Annotated in this window: 11 protein-coding genes; 2 read left to right on the top strand and 9 right to left on the bottom strand. The window is 62.4% G+C overall.

Going from position 1 to position 20,664, the window contains the following annotated elements; translation table 11 throughout:
- Position 1 precedes the first annotated feature (1 nt).
- The 5 genes from Q0R02_RS10265 to Q0R02_RS10245 form a co-directional block, all read right to left on the bottom strand.
- On the bottom strand, positions 2–7,456 hold the full coding sequence (locus Q0R02_RS10265) for a hypothetical protein (protein WP_293883145.1): 7,455 nt from the start codon (positions 7,454–7,456) through the stop codon (positions 2–4).
- Entirely contained in the window at positions 7,456–9,243 is a 1,788-nt protein-coding gene (locus tag Q0R02_RS10260) for a ShlB/FhaC/HecB family hemolysin secretion/activation protein (RefSeq protein ID WP_293883143.1), read from the bottom strand. The genes Q0R02_RS10265 and Q0R02_RS10260 overlap by 1 nt, the downstream gene beginning before the upstream one ends.
- A 170-nt stretch (positions 9,244–9,413) precedes the next feature.
- Positions 9,414–10,130, bottom strand: coding sequence for a hypothetical protein (locus Q0R02_RS10255; protein WP_293883140.1), 717 nt, complete (start codon positions 10,128–10,130; stop codon positions 9,414–9,416).
- A complete protein-coding gene (locus Q0R02_RS10250; protein ID WP_293883137.1) occupies positions 10,117–12,135 on the bottom strand; it encodes an adenylate/guanylate cyclase domain-containing protein in 2,019 nt (672 codons plus the stop codon). The genes Q0R02_RS10255 and Q0R02_RS10250 overlap by 14 nt, the downstream gene beginning before the upstream one ends.
- Positions 12,136–12,142: 7 nt before the next feature.
- Complete coding sequence (locus Q0R02_RS10245; protein WP_293883134.1) at positions 12,143–15,181, bottom strand: CHAT domain-containing protein; 3,039 nt, start codon at positions 15,179–15,181, stop codon at positions 12,143–12,145.
- 394 nt (positions 15,182–15,575) lie between these two features.
- Between Q0R02_RS10245 and Q0R02_RS10240 the strand changes: the two genes are divergently transcribed.
- On the top strand, positions 15,576–16,238 hold the full coding sequence (locus Q0R02_RS10240) for a DUF4331 family protein (protein WP_293883131.1): 663 nt from the start codon (positions 15,576–15,578) through the stop codon (positions 16,236–16,238).
- On the top strand, positions 16,235–16,900 hold the full coding sequence (locus Q0R02_RS10235; protein WP_293883128.1) for a DUF4331 family protein: 666 nt from the start codon (positions 16,235–16,237) through the stop codon (positions 16,898–16,900). The genes Q0R02_RS10240 and Q0R02_RS10235 overlap by 4 nt, the downstream gene beginning before the upstream one ends.
- Here the strand turns inward: Q0R02_RS10235 and Q0R02_RS10230 are convergent.
- From Q0R02_RS10230 to Q0R02_RS10215, 4 genes are read right to left on the bottom strand one after another with little or no spacing between them, the layout of a single operon-like run.
- Positions 16,872–18,119 carry a HupE/UreJ family protein gene (locus Q0R02_RS10230; protein WP_293883125.1) on the bottom strand — a complete coding sequence of 416 codons (1,248 nt, stop codon included), beginning with the start codon at positions 18,117–18,119 and terminating at the stop codon, positions 16,872–16,874. The two genes, Q0R02_RS10235 and Q0R02_RS10230, sit on opposite strands and share 29 nt — an antisense overlap.
- On the bottom strand, positions 18,116–19,474 hold the full coding sequence (locus tag Q0R02_RS10225) for a hypothetical protein (protein WP_293883122.1): 1,359 nt from the start codon (positions 19,472–19,474) through the stop codon (positions 18,116–18,118). The genes Q0R02_RS10230 and Q0R02_RS10225 overlap by 4 nt, the downstream gene beginning before the upstream one ends.
- A gap of 34 nt (positions 19,475–19,508) precedes the next feature.
- Positions 19,509–20,474 (bottom strand): rhodanese-related sulfurtransferase, encoded by a 966-nt coding sequence (locus Q0R02_RS10220; protein WP_293883120.1) that lies wholly within the window; start codon positions 20,472–20,474, stop codon positions 19,509–19,511.
- Positions 20,471–20,635, bottom strand: a complete 165-nt coding sequence (locus Q0R02_RS10215) for a hypothetical protein (RefSeq protein ID WP_293883118.1) — start codon at positions 20,633–20,635, stop codon at positions 20,471–20,473. The genes Q0R02_RS10220 and Q0R02_RS10215 overlap by 4 nt, the downstream gene beginning before the upstream one ends.
- Positions 20,636–20,664: the final 29 nt, after the last annotated feature.

Genomic DNA, 20,664 nt, shown 5'->3' with positions numbered 1-20,664 from the left:
GCTATTTACACGGCGGCTTCTGGTCGCGATCGCAAAGCTGCGAGTCATCGAGCGAGTACAGATCGTCGTTGCCGGCACCCGTGACAGGTTCGTCGATGACGGGTTGGTCGATGAAGCCCTTGAAATCCTGGAACTGGACGAGCGCAATCGGCAGTAACTGTCCCTCAGCCTGGAATTGTTCGACCGCGTGTTCGATGGTGTCGCGCGCGATGCTGGTGCCTGGGTCCGGCACGATCACGCCGGCACCGCTGCAGCTCGTCGCCAAAATCCGGCAACCGTTGATCGTCGACAGCGGATCGAAACTGCCCCGCGTCTGTACAACCGAGCCATTGGCCGACGCGCTATCGTAGCCAATGATGTTGATCCGCGGAACGAGGTCGAAGCCTGTGAAGAATTCGCCCTGAGCGGTGCTGACGACCTGGCGACCGTTCACGGCTATCTTGATTACCCCGGGTGTATTCTGGACGACGGTGAAGCCTCCAGCGCCGACGGTGAAACCGCGCCGCGCATCGAAATCGGTGTTGGCCATCGTCGAAGCGCCGGTGTTCTGGATATATATATTGTTGTCGACCGTCGCGATGATCCCACCTGCGGCGAAATAGCCATTGTCGCTCGCGGGGGTAGTATCGTTCCGGTCGATCCGGGTGCTGGCCGCTCCAAGATCGGCGGCAGCAGCAATGTCGGCAAGCGCCGCCGACGATCCGGCAAAGATATCGGCGGAATTCAGTGCCAGAGTTCCGGTCAACACGTTCGTGGAGCCGGTCATCGTCACCGAACCGGTCGGCAATGCTTCGATCGCATCAGCCGCGTTGATTTCGAATCGATTGCCGGTCGTCAGGTTTGTTAGTGCGACGGCACCCACAATTTGCACCTTGCCATCGGACTTAATCGCGAAGGTCCCGCCGGAGAACGCGCCACCGGTGCCGCCGTTCAGAGTTAGTGTGTCGATGATGACATTCGGCGCGGCGTTTGACATCACTCGAGCAGGTGTCTGGCTTCCCGTCGATGCCGGAGTAGGCGGAAGGTTGCGGAACACCCCGAGATTGTTGGAAAACACGCGCTGCAGTTCGGCGTTGTCCAGCACATAGCCGGTGGTCGTGGCGCTGCCGCCGATCGTGGTCGTGGCGATCGACCGGTTGAGGAATGCGACCGAAGTGGTCGTCCCGGCCGTGCCAACCCGCGCGTTCGGGGAGATGACGATATCGGTCGACCCGAAGCTCATCGTCGCACCCGAAGCAATACCGTTGATCGTCGTCACCCCGGGTGACTGGCCGGTCGCGCCAAGCACGCCCGACTGGACGACCAGGCGACCGCTTGTGGTCACCTTGGCGCCGAGGATGACGTCTGCGAACGCGGTGATTGCGAGGTTCGAAGGCGTGGGCAGACCATTGTCGCTATCGCCGACATGATCGACAGCAACGTTGCCGCCCGTGCTGGTCAGGAACACGTCACCGGTGGCGTTGGTAATGTCGGTCAGCAAATTGCCCGACGTCGTGACATCGATGCCGCCTTGGGTTGCGATCAGACTCTCCGCCGAAAGTGCGCCCTTCGATTGCAACCGGAGGGATTGCCCCAAGGCGAACAAGCGAGTGCCTGCAGACAGGTCGGTGTCGACAATGATCGCACCGTTCGGTGCGCGCAGTTCGACGCGTCCCCCCGAAGCCACGGTCGATACGGTGATCCCTCGACCGCCGTTCAAACGCAGTGTGCCGCCATCCAGTCGGGCGCTGGCGCCCGTAATCGTTCCAGGTGTTGTTACTGTAATGCCGAGGCCAGCGCGTATGTCGCTGAAACTGACACTGCCACTAACACTCTGCAACGACATCGATCCGCCTGCCGTTGCAGCACCGCCGGCGATGTCACCGTTTGCGGCCGAAAGGTTTACATCGCTGCCAGCGCCGATGGACGTGAAAGCGATAGCGCCCCCTGCGGTAACATCGATTCGTCCGTTTGCGGTCGAAACGCCAAGCGCCGAGTCGCCCAAAGTGGCGATGTTGATGTTGTCGCCTGCGATCAGCGTGTTGCCGCCAGTTGCAAAGCTCGCCGAGTTGACCAGAATATCGTTGAAGGCCTCGGCGTGCCCGACGTTGACGGCGCCACCAGCGGTTATCTGGACATTGGCGGTGTCGTCCAGATTGCCTATGCCGGTCGTCGTGATCCGGGTCGCATCGACTGTCGTTCCGGCATCGATGATAAAGTTATAACCTGATTTCCCGGCGCCAAGAGTGACCGCACCGCGCGTAAACAGCGTGGCGGCATTGCCTGCGGTCACGGTGCCAAGGTTGATGCTGCCATATCCTGCTTCTGCCTGGAAACTGCCGTTGGTGGCCGTCGCACTGCCGCCGACGAGATCGTCAGCGTAAGCAACGATGCGCATGTCGCCTTCGGACAATAATGAATCGAAGGTCAGGCCGCGTCCGAAAACCCTAAGTTCACCTCCCGACTTCACCTGTCCGAGAGCGACCGATTCGTAGGACTGGATGAAAATGTCGTTCAGTCCGACAATGCTGCTGCCGCCGGCGTTGATACCAGTACCTGACGTCAGCGAAATGCTGTCGCCACGAAGCGTGACGAAAGCGGGCAGGGTATCGCTCAGGAAAGGGGTGGCATGGCTGATAGCGATATCGCTGCCCGTCGCAATTGAAACGGCACCAAGGGCCTGCAGCGATCCGCCGCCCGTTGCCGCAATGCCGATTGTCCCCGAACTGTTGAGCGTGACGTCGCCGGAAACCAGCAGCGGATTGTCCAACTGAAACTTAATCGAACCGCTGCTGTCTTCCTGACTGGAGAAGCCAGCCGTGGCGTTCAGTCCCGCAAATTGGATGGTCTGGTCAATCCGGTTGGGACCGATGTTGTTAAACTCAATGGTCCCGAAATTGCCGTTACGCTGCGCACCGAATGGGGTGTTGGTGACCCCCTCCACAGTGGCGTCAACCTGGCCGAAGTTCATCGAGCCAGTAAAGTCCCCGTTGCTGCTGGTAGCAAAGACAATGGCGCCGCCGCTGCTGTTCGGGTCTATCGAGCCGAACTCACTGCTGGATCCGTTCAGGCCATTCTGTCCGTCTGTGCCACGGGGACCGGTGGTCGGTGCCGGATTGCCTCCGATTTGCCCACCTGGCGCGCCGCCTGCTCCTGCCGCTCCGCCGGAGCCTCCAAAGCCCCCGCCGCCCTCACCGCCGAAAAAAGGACTCGCGAATCCTGAATTTCCGGCCGCCTTGACCGTTAGGTCGCCGCCCGACAGGCTGCCACCCAACGCGTTCAAGACGACAACGCCACCGATGCCTGGCCCGGCTCGGCCAATATTGCCTTGGTTGCCGCCAAAGCCGCCGTTTCCGCCACTGGCGCCCGCGCCGCCATTCTGGCCAAGCGCTCCGGCGATGCCGCTCCCGCCTGCCCCGCCGAAGCCGCCGTTGCCGCCCGGTCCACCCACTCCCGCGTCGCCGCCGTAGCCCGATGCCTCAAGCGTTTGCGATCCAAAGGAAAACGAACCCGAGTCACTGGCTTCGATGTTCAAGAAACCCCCGGTGCCCCGGCCACCGTCGCCCCCCAATCCGCCGCTAAACCCGTCACCGCCATTGGTGCCACTGACGCCGATCCCGCCGTCGATACCGTTGGTGCCCCGTCCTCCCGCGCCACCCAATCCGCCGACGCCGCCGTATCCGGCAACGCCATAGCCAAATTCCGCATCGCCGAGATTGAACGACGCGTCCGCCCCCGTCGAGCGCAAGGCAATGCTGCCTCCCAATGCATCGCCACCGTTTCCGCCAGCCCCACCAGCGCTCGGTATCGGGCCATCGCCAGATCCGCCGTCGCCCCCCGAGCCTGCGGTTGCGGTTGCGACGAGATTGCGCGTTGGACCGGTCAAATCGAGCGAAGCCGTGGTCGCGATAATGCTTATCTGTCCGCCTTGCGCATTACCGCCGTTGCCGCCGGCAAATGCCTCACCGACGGAGCCTCCGAACCCTCCCTCGGCACTGGAGTTCATCGAGAAACTAGGACGGGTATCGGTAAAGGTCAGCGAGCCGCCATTCGTGAGTTCAAAACTCGTTGCACCGCCGAGAGCGTTTCCGCCAGAGCTGCCAGAGCCAGTTTTCGCGTAATTGCCTGCGCCGCCAAAGCTCGCACTGGAAATATCGACTGATCCCAATCGAACGCCGGTGCCGTCGATTATCAGCCGCGACGAGCCGCCGATAGCATTGCCGCCGATGCTGCCCAGATCGCCGTTTCCGCCGCTTCCCGCTCGCGCATTGCTGGTGACGGAGACGCTGTCGAGATTATCGACCTGGCCTGCCAGCGTGACCGTGGCGATCCCGGCAGTAGCATTACCACCTGCCGCTGCCGTTGCCGTTGCCGTTTCAAAATTCGAATATCCCGTCTGAATGAAGCTGCCGCTGCCAGCGCTGGCACCTGCATCAACCGAGATTTGGTTGACCTGCGTCACCCCGCCATTGATTGCGACCGCGACGCTGCCGCCACCCAAGGCGTTGCCGCCCTTGCCCCCGACCACATTCAACGCGCCATAGCCGACTTCGGCATTGCCGCCACTTCCAGCAGCGCTGCGCACCGTGCCCGAGATCGAGCTGAAGCGTGAGCTGCCGGCGGTGATGGCCAGCGTCACCTTACCGCCTGACGAATTTCCGCCGGCGCCGCCACTACCGCCCACGCTGCCGTAACCGGTTTCGACACCGCCACCGTTACCACCATTCCCAAGGGCCTGGAGTTGCAGGCTGTCAGTGTTGAAATTCGCGCCGCCTGCGGTGAAGTCGACGCCGCCGCCGATGCCGGCTCCGCCCGCGCCAACCGGCACACCGCTACCAGCGTTGCCCGAGCTACCGCCGGATTGGCCTTCGCCATTTGCGGTGATCGTAAAGGAGCCAGCGTAACTCCCAGCGGGAGCATCGAAGGTGACGCTTCCGCCCTTGCCAGCGCCGCCAACGGTGGCAAAGTCGAAAGACTGCGCAACCGTTCCACCGAACCCGTCGGCGTGGATTGACGTGGTTGGCGCACTCACGGTCCCGCCGCCGACCGTAAACTTGATCGTGCCGCCGGTGCCCGCGCCGGCAGTTAGCCCTGGGTTCGCCGCGGTGCTGAACGCGTTCCCACCGTATCCATCAGCCGATACGTCGAACAGCGGAGTGCTGTTGGCCGATGCAAAGGTCGTCGTGCCGCCAAGCAAATCAACATTGACGACGCCACCATCACCGCGCCCGCCGTTTGCCGCGAAGACGACCGGCGCGCCTGAATAGACGCCGATTGAACCACCTTCGGCAAGGAACCTGGCGCTTTCCACCGAGAGAACGCTACCGCCCGTCACCTTGAAACTGGTTGTGCCACCCTTGCCGTTGCCAGCGACGCCGCCGTCGGAGGCGTAACCGCCGAACCCTCCGGCGCTGACGGTCGTGCGTCGAACCGCAAACGAACCACTGTCGACCGTCAACGATGCAATGCCGCCAGTGCCAGGGCCAGCCGTCGAGGCAGACGCTACGCCGTACCCATATTCACCACCGGCACCATTTGCCGTGATGAAAAGATCGTTGGCGATCAGGCCTTGGCCCGGTGTCGTGGAATTCAATACCGAAAGCGCTGCACTGCCGCCCTTTCCGAAACCCGCTTGATTGTCTGAATTACCACCAATGCCACTGGCATCGATCCGGCCGTCGCCGATGGTCAGCGTCGCGCCATTGACGGCTACCGATGCCGTGCCGCCCGTTCCATTGCCACCAACCCCCGTGCTGGCGCTTCCGCCAATGCCAAGGGCGTACACGCCGAGCGACGGTGCCAGCGCGATCGTACCGGCCGAAATTGTGGCGACCGCCGTGCCGCCGGTGGCGCTGCCGCCAGCGCCCGCCACATTGTCCCCGCCCACAGCGCTCGCGTTGAGTCCAAGCCCCATTGCCTGGATGTAAGACCGCGAATCGGTTACGTTTAGCAGCGCTGACCCAGCGGTGGCATTACCACCAGCGGTGCCGCCGACACGTGCGTCAGCAAACAGGTTGATCGTACCGGCATAGACCTGGCCGCCGTCGACGTTCAGCGTGGCTGTTCCTCCTACCGCGCCGATCCCGAGTCCGGTGGTATCGAGGTTGAATCCACCGCCGACATTGATGACACCGGCAGTCGCGCCGTAGCCGAGTTCGAAGCTGGCGGTTGCCGTGGCAGTCCCGCCGACCGCGCCGTCGAAGGCGTTGAGCAAAAGCGAACCACCGGACTGGATACGCTCGTTCCGGTTCGCGGTCAGCGTTGCCGACTTCGCACCGCCAAGCGTTGCATTTGCCACGAAATTAATAACACCGCCAAGTGCCGGGCTCGCGACAAAGGCATTGCTTGCCTGTGCGGTGGTGTTGACCGTGAACTGTGAATTACCGAGCGTGATGTTGCCAACGCCGGTGCCGGCAAATTTGGTGGTGATCGGCGACACGGCGCGATCGGCATTGCTGACGTTGTAGCCCGCAGACAGCACGACCTGTCCGTTGACGATCCCGGCGTTGGCAGCGGGCGTATAACCGAGTGTTCCGGACACCAGCAGGCTGGAAATCGCATCGTTTTTTGCGATCGTCGCGAGGTAGATATTGTTAAATGCTGCGGGGTCCTGCGTGGCGCCGGTCGTCGAATTCGTGTGGGTGATCGAATTGCCACCGGTCGAACCCGCGATAAAGTTGACGGCGAAAAGGCCGAGGTCGATGGTCACATCGGCTTGAGTGGCCGCCAGATAGGCGACCTGGCCGTTGACCTGGACCGTGCCGCCCTGATTGATCACCGGAGCGAATACGGCGAGATACGAGTTTGCCTTGGTCTGCGTAATACTCGCACCCGGCATGATGTTAATCTGGGAATTGGTATCGCCACCGCGGAAGTGGATCGTCTTTGACCCCGCTGTATTGTACAGGTCGCTGCCGTAACCGAGTTCGATGTCGGCCGCAGTCAGGACAAGATTGCCGACATTGAACGCCGCGCCCGCACCGACGACGATGCCACCGGGCGAATAGAACCAGACCGATCCGCCAGGCGCCGACAGGCTGCTGCCAATGGTGATTGTCGAATTCACGTTTCCGTTGATAGAAATCGCACGCGTCTGGTCGGTCGGAATGATCCTGTTGAGGACGATGTAATCGGCTGTGCCATTGAACGTGGCGGTTGTTCCGGTTTGCAGGAAGTTGATCGTTCCGGGGGCAAGCGGTCCTCCGGTTTCGGGATTCCAGTTTATGATCGCTTGCGGCGAGTTGACATTGATCGTGTCGAGCGTGGCGCTGCGCGTGATCGTTGCGCTGCCCGCGACTACCGTGGACGATCCCTGCAACGCGCGATCGAGATAAGCCTGCGCCGCTGCCTTTGGTGCATGAGCAGTGGCCGCCAACGTGATGGCGACAGCGCAACTGGCGAGCAACTGGTAGCGAGAAATGCGCGCCTTGCCTGCTGGGTCGGTCCGGTTCACGCTTTTTACAAAAGGACGGTTCATCAGTTACGACCCCACGGCAGCAATTTGGCGGTAAGCGAAATCAGGAAGCGCGTATCCCCGCGCCGGGTTTGCAATCCAGCGGCGCGAAAGGGTGTAGCGACCCCTGCATCAGCCTGGAAACGATCGCCAAACGCTAGGCGAACACCGCCGCCGCCGGACTGTAGCTTTTCCGGATAGCGCACGGAAGAGTTGGGGTCGCGATCCCAGGTCCACGCCGCATCTATAAATCCGTACCCCTGGATGGCGAGATCATTGCGCGACCGGGGTACCATGCTGCCGACGGTGACTTCACCGCGGACGCCGACGCCCGAGTCGCCCAGCAATGTCCCCGGATCGAAACCGCGCCCGATCGTGTAGTTGCCCGCGGAAAACTGCTCATAGCTCAACAGCGCGTGCGGCGAATACTGACCTCGAGGCTGGAGACTGAAGCTGATGATAGGGAAGGGGCGAAAGGTGACGTCGGCACTTCCGCGAACCACAAAGGCGGTAGGATCGGCAATCAGGCGGCTCGGCGGCGTGGCGCCACCGGTCGTGCAGGCAACGGGGTTTCTCCGGCAATCGGGGCTGGCATCAAAGATATTGACACCCTGTCGCGCCTCGACCGATCCACCGATTGCCCAGCGCGGCTCGCTGATCGAATAGCCCGTAGTTCCGGCAACGCTCGCCGGATCGATCGCCTGGTAGTCCAGCCGGATAAAGCCGACACGTAGACGGTCGCGCGAAAGTGGCAGTGCGCCGGTCGTACCGACTAGGCGGCTCGCTTGGTTGACGAAGTCCAGCCCGCCACTGAGGAAAAGATTGTGGGTCTGACGACGGATTAGGGGATAGCGCGCGCGCAACGTTGCCGCGAGCGTCCGTGACCGCAACGTGAAATTTGCGATGGTCGGGTTGGTCCAGGCGTAGTTAAAGTCTGCGCCTAGGGTCAGTCCTTCGCGACCAACGCGGATTTCCTCCGAAACCTGTGCAACCTGCTGTTCCTTAAAGTCGGCAGTCGAGAAAAAGCCCACCGTCGTGCGGTCGCCCCATCCCAGCAGGCCGTTCAGTCGCAACTGCGCGATCCCGCCGAACCGCCCGACTTCGCGGGAACCAAGGTTCTGCACGTTTACGTCCAACTCGATCGGCGTGCGAACCACCTGGATTTCGCCGATGACTTCGCCGGGAGCCGTGCCCGCAGGCCGCAGGGTCATCCGGACATCGAAGCCCGGTAGATCGCGCGCCAGCAGCAGATAACGCTCGGCTGTCAATATGTTGAAGACCGGCTGATCCTGGATCGCGGTCAGATAACGTCGGATTACCGGTTCGGACTTTCCGGCGTCACCGCGCACCTGAAACCCGACCAGCTTGGCCATCAGCACGTCGAATTTCACGATGCCGTTTTCGATTCGCTGCGGCGGAACCTGGACCGCCGCGAGATAACCGGCGCGCCGCAGAATCGTCGCCGCCCGATCGCGGATTTCGCAGACACTCGCAATCGTCACGGTCTTGCCGATCAGGTCCGCATAGGCCGGGCGCACCAGATCGACCGGGACGCCGCCAAGGCCGGTAAATTGGGCCCCAGATATGGTGACCGTAATGTCCTTGTAGGCGGGATCGGCGAGCGGGCAGGGCGCGCGCTCGACCTCACCCTCGACCGTAATCCTTGCACCAGGCGGGGGCGCGGTCGCCAGCGGAGCGCGCTGCACTTCCTCGCGGGTCGGAGCGCCGACCGCCGATTGCGCCAAAGCGGCACCCGGCCATACCGACAGCATCGAAACCACGAACAAAGAAGAAGACGCAACTGACCGCATGATATCCCCTTATCGGTGTCGTCCAAGTCCGACCCCGCAAACCCGGCCCGTCGCCGTGTTGCTTGCTGATCTACCCCGACGACCCCCGAGGAATTTCATGCGCGGCGTTAAGCCGTCGCATGGGCGTTTGCTACCAGTCTGCAGGCCGGTTTACAACCGCTGACTACAGTCTATGTCCCGGCGGCAACCAGCATATCCAGCTGATGCGAACAACCCTTGCTCATCAGTGCTGAGGCAACGGCATCGGGCGTGGTTTCAGTATTTCCGATCGCTTCAAAACGGACGACGAGCGGTGTCGGGATGCCGGGTCCACTCAGCCAATAGTCTGTGGCGGCAGCAATCGGCAGTTCGGCGACTGGCCATGACCGCACGCTTTGCCCGATCGCAAAGTTCAGCGGCACGGCCTTACGATCGCTGCTTCGGGTCAGGGTCAATGTCGCGGCTTCGTTCATGGACTTGCGCCACAGGGTCGCCTGAGTGGTATCGGGCAGGCAAACTTTACCACCGCGGGTGGTGTCCACGTACCAGAGGTTCGGGCTGCTCGCCTGCACGCTGTTGCCACCGCGTACCGCCCCGGTGCGGACCTGCCGCGCGCCCGCGTTGCGGATCAACGATGTCATTGCCGACGGAGCAGCAGACGCCGTCCGCGCGACGCTCAGGTCCACACTGGCCGGTCCGGTAAGCGTCCGCGTCCCGCGCCCATCAAGCACGACAAGGGTGTCGCCCGACTTCAACGCGATGCGCCCGGTGAGTGCCTTGCCCGGCTGATACATGGCCTTCGACGGGCCATCGGCGCGGATAACGATCGTCCCCGCAATCGCGCTTCCGGCAATGCTGAGTGTCAATATGGTCGTGGCGAATTTAGTCGTTTTATTAGTCCAGGACATAATAACCTCCGTCAGACTGGTTGCTGGTTCGATACACCAAATTACGTATTGCTGCATCATCCGGATGCAGCACGGAATATTGTTTCAGGTCTTCAATGGCTTGTGCGTCATTCTTTACCGCGAGCGTAACGATTCTGGTAAGCTCGGCCCGCTCCTCGGGACTAATATGCGGCGCGGGTTCGAACACGTCGATCGGCGTGGAGCGTCCCCGCAGCACGATACGCCCCAGGGGGCGATACCAGTCCAGCCCTGACAGTTCGGCGGCCTCACGACTGACAAGCATTCGCGAATCGAGTTGCTTGTTGGCTGCCTCCAGCCGTGCGGCCGTGTTCATGCTGTCGCCCAGCGCGGTGTATTGAATGCGCCCTTCGCCGCCGAAGTTGCCCACGATCGCTTCGCCGTGATGAAGACCTACGCGCGTCCGGCCAATCGCTGGAACGCCATCGGGGACGGTCTTGCGAAATACCTCTCCTGCCTCGTACATCGCCCAGGCTGCACGCCCAGCACGCTCGCCATCGTCGGGACGGGCAATCGGCGCGCCCCAGAACGCAACAACAGCGTCGCCGACGAACTTGTCGATGGTTCCGCCGTGGTCGAGAACGATGTCGGAAAGCATTTCCAGATAAGTATTGAGCAGGGTCGCGACCATTTCAGGTTCGATCGCATGGCTCAATTTGGTGAACCCCTCCAGGTCGGTAAACACCACGAATATCTCGCGTTTTTCACCGTGCAGCTTTAGCCCGTCGGGATCGCGCAATATTTCGGCGGCAATGTCACGGGGCAGGTATTTGCCGAGTGCCGATTGCGCAAACTTGCGCTGTTCCGAGCCGACCGCGCGCGCAGCGGTTCCCACTGCCGTGAACGCCAGTATCCATCCGACCACCCATCCGAACATCGGTAGTCCATAGGTGTCCACCAGATTTTGCTGCAGATAAAAGGGCAGGTAGCCGATCAGTGCTATTTGCAGCACCATCAGCACGGCGAGGGGTGTCGCCCGTATGCTCCCCAGCGCCGTCAGCACCCCCGATCCGACCGCCGCGACAGCAGCCAGCCACAACACCCACGACGGAATGCGGGTCTGCAGCCGGTTGTCGAGTTGTTGCGCCAGCATGTGCGCGAAAATGTCGAGGCCCCAGCTTTGCCTGCCGGTCAAGCGTGTCAGCGGGGTCAGGAACAGGTCGATGTCCTGGATATGACCACCGATCAGGACATGACGCCCCCTGATCTGGTCCCCGAACATCGCCGCGGCTTCGGGTATGGCAAACATCGCATCGTCGGCGAAACTCTGGATCGGAATGACGGAAAACACGCCGCGCTCGGGGTCACGCGGCTGCCTGAATTGCACGCTGCCGTTGTAGGTGCCGAAGGCCGGATTGGGTGGCCCGACCGCATTCGGCATCGTTGGCGGCAACCCATTGATCCGGGGTGGCCAACGCCGCAGCACATTGCCAGCATCGGCTTCCAGTCTGATACTCGTCGCGTGGACATTGCCGGGCGCCACGTCGCGCAACAGTTGCTCGACGAACTTCTGCTGCGAATAGGTCGTCTTTTCCTCGGCAGTCGCGCTGGACGCGTAAGCAAGCCAGGTCGGCGTCTTCATGCGGCGAAACGCGTCGATCAGCACTGGGTCCTCGGCCTGTGGCTGATCGATCAGAATATCGATGCCGATCGACTTGGCACCCATGGTGTCGAGCCGCTTTAACGCCTTCGCCAGCACCAGACGGTCGAGTGGAGATCGTTTGCCCGTCAGGCGCAGAGTATCTTCGTCATACACAACCAGTGCGATGCGCTTGTCCTGGTCGATCATCGGCGACGCCAGCGCACTGCGAAAATCGAACAACACGCCCTCGGCATCGAGGATGAACGGCGTGTGCCAGCTAAACCGCGCCACCAGCAGCGCCAGCACGATGAAGATACCCGTCGCGATCAGTCGCATCGGCCCAAGCTGCCGCGCAACCTGATGTCGCCGTCGTGCACCGCCCGTCGGACGGGGGGTCGTTACCATCGATTTATCAACGGGCGGTGATCAATCGCTGCCCGCCATCGCCGACGATCGCAAACCCCGACCAGTAATAGGGGTGCGAGGTCTTCACATCATCCATCAGCCTGTTTTCAGCGGCTTCGAGCGCCTCTCCAACGCTGGCAGTCTGGTTGCCCTGGAACAGCCCGGCAATCAGCGTTTCGGTCGCCTTGAAATCGTCTGGAGCCGGCCAGTGGCTGGCGAGGACCGAGCGTCCGCCCGCTCCGATAAACGCGCGCACCAAGCCGTCGAGCGCGTTGCCGCCGCCCGTCGTAACGCCAGCTTCCCGGGTCGCAGCCACGGTTGCCTTGCCCGCCGTATCACAGGCGGACAGGATCACCAGGTCGGCGTCGATTTTCAGGTCGTAGATCTCGCGGAAAGTAAGCAATCCGTCCGACTCTCCACCGCCGAAGCTGGTCAGCAGGGCAGGACGTGCCGGACATTCGGGGCGCGGTGCCGTTACCAGCCCGTGGGTCGCAAAATGCAGGATACGATAGTCGCCAAGGTCCTTGCGCGCCATCACGGCGGTGTCGGTAAAGGCTGCGCCGGTCACGATACCCGACCGGCTTGCGCCGACTAGCGCGCTGGCCTCTCGCAATTCGATCGCCGAGATCGGCTTGTCCCACTCGGTCAGGGGCCAGTTGCAATCGACGCTGCCGACACCACTGACGCTACGCGACGATCCGAACCGGACCGCGCTGCTGATCGGAGCGTTTTGTCCGAAGCCCAGATATTGCAACTTCGCAGTCGACGGGGGTGCGCTGCGCGCATCGCGGAAGGCGCGGGCGGCAACCGCGGTGCTGATTGCGGTTTTCCGGCCCAGCCATGCAATTCCGGTGAAATCGAATTGATCCGAATTGGCTGCACGAGTGCGCGCGTTGTAGCGATCGACGCTTGCCTGATCGGTGACCAGCAGGTTGACCGGTAGGCGCAGCATTGCGCCATCGGGTTCGAAGATCAGATGGCGGACGCTCGCCAGCCGGTCGGCGACGGGTGCAAACAGAGCGACAAACAGCCGGTGCGATCCATCGACGTCGAACGGGTAGGTATTGAGCTGGCCTCCTTCGTCCTTGACGATGGTATCGCGCAAAGCGTCGACCGTCAGGCCCAGCTCGTCAGGCGTCAGCGGCACACGCCACGCCGTCGCATAGCCGCTGGTGGCATAAAGCCCATAGACCGACCGCCCGACGGCAGTGACCTTGTAATATGCTTCACCCGGTTTCAGCGCCGCTTGCAATTCAACCAGCGAAAGGGCGCTCGGCGTCAGCGCGCGATATTGGGGATAGGCAGCCAATTGCGCCTGGGTCGCCACCTGTTCGCTGCTAAACTGGTTCAGGTCCGCCTGTGTCGCGGCGATCGCGGTGTCCACGGCAGGCGTCCGCTGCGGCGATGCAACAAGATTGGCCAGTTCGATCCGGCTGCGCTCGATGTCGCGCTCCAGTGTCCGCGCCTGCCTGAAGAGGCGCGAACCCTCGCCGGTTCCCTCGCTCAATTCGCGCGACAAAATGGCTTGGGTATCGGCGACACCGGGCCGTACCAGCGTCTGGGTCGCCAGGAAAAAGTCACTTGAGAGCGCCGGGGCCTGCGGCATCTGATCGACAAGGATCTGGAAATAGGGGCTTAGCAGATTGCCGAGCCCGGTCACCGGGGTATGCGTGTCAGCGGCGGTCTGGACCACGGTATGAAACTCGGCCATCGCCGCCGGAATCTGCCCGTGGCGCGCCAGATAGGCAGCCAGGCGCGCACGCGCGCCATTCACAGCGACGGTCAACGGATACCGTGTTTCCAGCAGCGCGAGCGACGCGCGCATCCGGCCTTCGCCACCGCCGACATCGCCCGATGCCTCCAGCGCAAGACCAGTCTCCGCAAGAATCTGCGCGCGCAATCGGGTGATCGACAGGACGCGGCCATCGCGCACCGACACTGCCTGCACCATCGCCTTGTCCAGGGCGGCGCGCGCCTCGACCGGCTTGCCCTCCAGCCGCGACAGCGTGCCCCGGATTTGCAGCGCCTGCGCATCGATGATCTGCGCCCGTTCATCGGGGGTCAGGGTCGAGGAATCGGTGGCGCCCAGCCGTTGCGCGACCGGAACGCCGCTGTTAATTTCTGCCGCGACCTGAGCGCCGATTTCGATCGCGCTGCCAGGCTGGCCGATCGCTTGTCCGACCGGCGCAACCGGTCGGTCGAGCACGGCGAGCGCTGCTTCATAGTGTTGCTGGTTCAACTGGTGCAGCGCCCCGAAGTTACGGCGCAGCCGAACCTGAACATTGTCGGTTGTCGGTATTTTGTCGGCTTGCGCAAACAGCGCATCGGCCTCGGCAAAATCACCGAGATTGGATTTCTGCAGCGCGCGATTGATCAGATATTCGCCCGCATGATCGATTTCGGCCGATCCCTTGGTTGCGCGGTTCTGGAGCGTGTCGAAGAACTCCGCGGCCGCGGCATAATCGCCGCTGTTGTTACGGCGATACCCTTCCGCAAGCGCCTGGTCGGGGTCGAGCGTGCCGGCCTGAACGCGGGCAAAGGCTACCGGATCGTCGACCGAAGTCGTCGCCACCGTGACCTTGCCCGCCACAATGCGGTCGGCGACCACGGTGCGAAGGCCCAGTTGCAGGGCCGAGTCGTAGCCCTCCAAACCTTCGGCGACCCACAGGACCGGACCCTTGCGATAGGAATAAACCTTGTAACCAACGGCCGCGCCTTTCAGCATGCACTGCTGAACGGCAACACTTCCCAGACCGTTGATGATTGCGGTCGAGGTTCCGGCACAGTTGACGTCGTTTGCACGGTTGGCTGCGAGTTTGGTGTCGGCATCGGCATTGCGTAATGCCCGCAACGTTCCGACCGGCTTGGCGGCGTCGCGACAGACGATCGCCCAGGCCCGGTCAAACATGTTGCCCAGCGCCGGATCGTGGCTGCGCGTCTGGACCTGGCAAAGAACGCCACCGCCGTCGCCCAGCCGAAAGCTGTCGAGGAGGCTGGGTGCCGCGGCGGGCGCGGAGGTCACCCCGACGACGGCCCAGGCCACCATCGATGCCCCGGTAACGGAGCGAGCCAGTAAACGCCGAAAATCATTTATGTCAGGCACGTCGATCTCCCCCGCTTCTCAAGCGGAACGGCGGGAGCTTGGCTCCTTACCGTCATTGAAATGTGCGCGCCCCGAAGCCCGTCGAATCGGACTGTTATGCGAGCCTATCTACACCGCTTGACCGTCATGTCGAACATTCAGACGGCGGCAAATTCAAAACGGGCATGGTGAATGCGATTTCGCGCGGTTACAACGGCGTCAGCACACCGCGATTCGTTTTGGTCTTTCGAAAGGCTGATGACGTGACAGACCGGTGAGCATTGGGTCCGCGAATCACTTGCGACGGCGCTTCCGCAATCGGTGGAAATGTCTTTGTTATCGAACGGGAACCGATATCATGACCTTATTGCGTAAATTGTTTTCAGGCGGGGCCGTCGTCGCTCTCGGCGGCGTTTTGCTGCTGACACCGACCGACCAACCTGCTCGTGCGGCCGATCACTTGGATCCACCCCAGCGCACCGATCCGGCGGTCGACACGACCCCCGACAAACCAGCGGACATCACCGACATTTATGCCTGGCACACCGATACCGACCTGATCGTCGCCTATGACTTTGCAGGACCGCAGGCGACGACCTTGCCCGGCACTTATGATCGCGACGTGCTCTATACGCTGAACATCTCCAACGATGGGTCGCTCGCCAATCCGTCTTTCGCGATTAAGTTTCGTTTCGGCCGGGACGCTCAGGGCAACGTCGGTATTAAGGTCGAGGGGTTGCCGGGTGAAACTGTGCCGCTGACCGGGCCGGTCGAACAGACGCTGACGACCAATGCGATCAGGGTTCGGGCGGGGCTATATGACGACCCGTTCTTCTTCGATCTTCAGGGGTTCAAGGCGACCAAGTCGTCAGGAACGCTGATGTTCGACAAGAATCGCAATTTCTTTGCCGGTCAGAACCTGACCTCGGTCGTTTTCCAGATGCCACGCGCGCTCGTTGCCGGGGGAACCGGAAAAGTCCGGATCTGGGGTACCACCGCCCGTTTCGGAGCCCAGCTATGAACCGTCCTTTCATCATCGCCGCGCCGCTCGTCGCGCTGGTCGCATTGTCTGCTTGTGGTAATGACGCGCCCACTGCCACAGTGCCGACGCCGATGCAGACCCCCGCAAGCTATGAGGTCAGCAAGTGTCTGTCGCAGGAGGTGGCGCCGGGCGTCACCGTTGCCAGCCTCGTCATTCCCGACACGTTGTCGATCAACTTTGCCGCTCCCGCGGGTTTCCCCAATGGTCGCAAGCTGGCCGATCCGGTGATCGACATCGAACTGGCCGTCCTGTTGCTCGACCTGAAAAAACATAATCCCGGGACGCTGGCGTTGTTGCCGCTTAACCCTGCAGCGAACGACCTGCCGTTCAGGCCGGACTTTCCGTATCTCGCGGCGCCGCAAGGCACACCGCCGATACCTGCCCCGGCCGGAACCAACTTCGATTTCCGGAGCGACCCGACGACGGCGTATGTCCGGGTCGACCGCATGGGACAGCCCGCCGTGGCTACCGTGCTGGTTCATGCGGGTAATAAAACTGCCTTCAACGACGATTCCCCAGCCGACGATGCTCCGGGCAAATGGGGCGGGGAATTCACGGGATCGCTGGTCGACCTCCAGAACGAACTGGTCGACGATCTGAAAGCCGCGAACCTTACGACCTGCGCGACGCCGAAGACCTAGACCGACCAACAAGGGTAATGGTGGCCGCCGCGATCGTGGCAGCGGCCACCAGCCACGGCGCCTGCCCCAGACCCGCATCGATGGCGCGCCCGACGATATTGTCCTTGCCCGCCACGCGCTCGACAATCCAGGCCAGTGCGGCGAACCCGGCAAACCCGGCGGCAATGTTGCGGATTTTCGGGTAGGCCGGCATCCGAGCCAACAGGATCAGCGCGGGCATCACGGCGGCGACGACCATCACCTGGACCAGTTCGATGCCGAGGTTGAACCCGAGGATCGATTGCGCCTTTTGCCACGGGTCCAACCCGAAACGCCCGATCAGTGTGGCGAAGGCCATGCCGTGGATCAGCCCGAAGCCCCCCGCAATGATCGCTTCTCTGCCCGCGAACAACGGTCGCCAGGCGTGTAACGCTGACGCGAGGATCGACACCGCAATCAGGACTTCCACCGGCCTGCTGGGCAACTGCCAGCCGAGATACGCCCCCCCAATCAAAGTCAGCGAATGGCCGAGCGTGAAGGCACTGACGACCAGCAGCAGCCGGTGTGCTGTATAGCGCAATCCGCCGAACCCTGCCCACCGTCCCGCCGCGACCAGCAACGGTGCGGGTAGCAGAAGCGCGAACAGGAACAGCAGATGATCATGCCCCTCCGCGATGTGGTGCATGCCCAGGCCCACGGCGGACACGAACCCGCGCCAGGCGCTGCCCGGGCCACGGTCCACCCGCAGCGTCTGCGCCCCTGCCTGCAATCCGCCGATCATCCGGGGACGGTCGGACAGGCGGCCCGCATCGAAATCGTTGCGCGCCAGCACGACGACGAAATGGTTCGGGACGCGGTCGATGACGCCGGTGTAGTTCAGGTCGAACACCCGCAGGGGGGCACCGGCCGGCGGTGTCAGGTCGACGCGGGCATGAACGTCGCGTCCGCCGCTTTCTTGAGTGATTATCGTGTTTCGAAAGGCGATCTGCCACGGCCTGCCGTCAGGGGCGACGACGCGCAAATGCTGTCGAAGATAGGCTTCGGTCTGGTCCGCGCTTTTCAGGTCACGCCCAAGCGCATAGCTGATCTCACTCAGCGGAACGATCAGTTCGGCAACCGCTCGCGTCCGCCCGAAATCGAGCTGGATTTCCGAATTTGGCGTGAAGTGCGCGGCGGCCGGCAGCGCGAACGCCAGCGCGATGATCGCCAGGATGGCCCGCAGGGCGATCGCGATCCTCAATGCCCGAACCAGATCAGCGCAGTCGCGGTATCGGTCGCGCGCGGGTTGATCGCCAGCGCCTTTTGCTGTTGGGCATCGGCCTCGTCGCCGCGACCCAGCATTGTATAAGCTTGCGCCGCGACGAGATGCTGGTCGGCCGAAACCCATTCTGAATCGAGCACCGGCAAGATCGTTTTCAGGGCGTCGGCGGGTCGGTTATTGGCCAGCCATGCCCACCCAAGCGCGATCGCCGACGCGGCATAGGGTCGTGCCGCGAAGTCGATCTGGGCGAACGCCAGCGCCCTTTTCGGGTCACCGAACGCTAGTTCGTGTTCGGCCGCATGGCCCGCCGCCGCCTCTGGAAACAAGGTCATACGCCGCGCCCAAGATGCGCCCGCGCGATCCGCCCACAGTCGCGACCGGGCCGCATCGCCGTTGGCACGGTACAGGCTGGCCAACGCATCCATGACTTCGGGATAGTCACCGCGCCTGACAATGGCCTCGTCGATGCGGATCGCTGCGGCCCGGTCGCCTGCCAGCGCCAGCATTTGGGCGCGCTGGGCCTGTGCCAGCCAATAGCCGGGGAATACAGTGTCGGCGCGAATGTAGTAGCCCGTCGCCCTGTCCCAGTTCCCGTGCTGCAACTCCAACCCGCCCCGGATCGACGCCAGACTAGACAGCATTTGCGCTGACGGCAGCAGTGGTTGTGCCGCCAACACGCTGAACCCCCTGATGGCGTCGTCGATGGCACCGGTTTTGCCCTGATAGACGGCCATCCGGAACGCGATGCCCTGTCCGTCGATGACTGCACCTACCGCCTGATATTGTTTCAACGCAGCCGTATAGTGTCCGCGATAAAAGGCGATATCGCCCCGAATCGCCGCCGCTTCGGATCGCAATCCTTCGTCCGGTTCGACCTTATATTTGTCAATCGCATCCAGCGCAGCCTCGGTTGCGGCGAGACGGTGCATCGTGAATTCCAGCGCGGCGAGCGTTCGGTGCGGGCCGGTATTCGGTTCGGCAACCCTGAATGCCTGTTCCATCGCCGACCGCGCCGCCGCAAAATCCTCGAATGATCCGGTCAGCCGCGCACGAGTAATATAATTCGTCGCCAGTTTCTCGTCGATCAGCCATTCGTCGCTGCGCGTTGCCGCCAGCACCTTCGCCCCATCCAGGTTCTGGTCGGCGCGCAACAGGGCCTCACTGAAACTGCGCGGGGCACCGCTGCTGGGTGCATGTTCCTTCAACGCGGGCGCAAACACGCTCCTTGGAACCAGCAGCGCCAGTCCCGCCACGACCGCAACGGCGACCGCCAACCATATCAGAATGCGATAGGGTGATCGCGGGGAGGGGGAGCGGGGGGCCGTCGATGCCATATGAACGCAATCCTCCTTGCAGACAGGCCCGACTTTAGCGTTCGTTCGTTTCGGTGTCAGTAAAATCCGGTTGTTCTGGCATCGGTCGCGCCCCGAAATGTGCGTCTCCGCGCGCCTGGGCCAGTTCGGCCTGCCGCTGCCGTTCTGCAAATCCGGCGCGCTCGCGGTCATTGCGTGTGCCATGGCAGGCCGCACAACTGACCCCCTGGACATACAGCGGCGAGGCGCGATCCACTGCATTCAGGGGAAGTCGGCAGGCATGGCAAATACTATGCGTGCCCACGATCAGCCCCGGCCCAACCGCGACTCGCTGGTCGAACACGAAACATTCGCCGCGCCACAGGCTTTCGGTGGCGGGAACATCCTCAAGATATTTCAGGATGCCGCCCTGCAAATGATAGACCTGGTCGATGCCTTCGGCCTTCAGGAACGCGGTGGACTTTTCGCAGCGAATACCACCCGTGCAAAACATCGCGACCTTGGTTTTGCCCGCGATCACCGACGCGCGGTTTTCGCGAAACCATTGGGGAAACTCACCGAAGCTCTGCGTCTTCGGATCGATGGCACCCGGAAAGCTGCCGATCGAAACTTCGTAATCGTTGCGCGTGTCAATGACGACCGTGTCGGGGTCGGTGATCAGCGCGTTCCAGTCCCGGGGCGCGACGTAATGCCCGGTGTCCTGCAACGGATCGATATCGGGCTGGCCCATCGTTACGATCTCACGCTTCAGCCTTATTTTCGTCCGATAAAACGGCATCTTCGGCGCCGTCGAATATTTTACTTCCAGGTCGGCGCAACCGGGCAGGGCGCGGATGTGGTCGATCACACGGGCAATCGCGGCTTCAGACCCGGCGATCGTGCCATTGATGCCCTCTGGTGCCAGCAGGATCGTTCCCCTGACGTCTTGGCACACGTTCTCCAGCGGCGCACGCAGGGCCGTAGGGTCGTCGAACCGCGCAAACCGGTAAAGCGCGGCGACCTGAACTTCGCTACTGCTCATTTCTCGGTGAAACGCTTGACCTTGTTGGGCAAATCCTTGCCCTTCGTGCGGCGGGAGGGAATTTGCACCGGGTTCTTTTTCTTCCACGCCGCCCAGGTCATCGGCCCTTCCGGGGTCTCGATGATCTGGTCGTCGATCGATACGGGAGGCTGATCGGTCATTGGTCCAACGCCTTATGTTCCCGGAAAGG

The sequence above is a fragment of the Sphingomonas sp. genome, from assembly GCF_025353885.1.
GTDB lineage: Bacteria > Pseudomonadota > Alphaproteobacteria > Sphingomonadales > Sphingomonadaceae > Sphingomonas_O.
The sequence above is the reverse complement of the archived record's forward strand: the minus strand, read 5'-3'. Positions and strand labels throughout refer to the sequence as shown.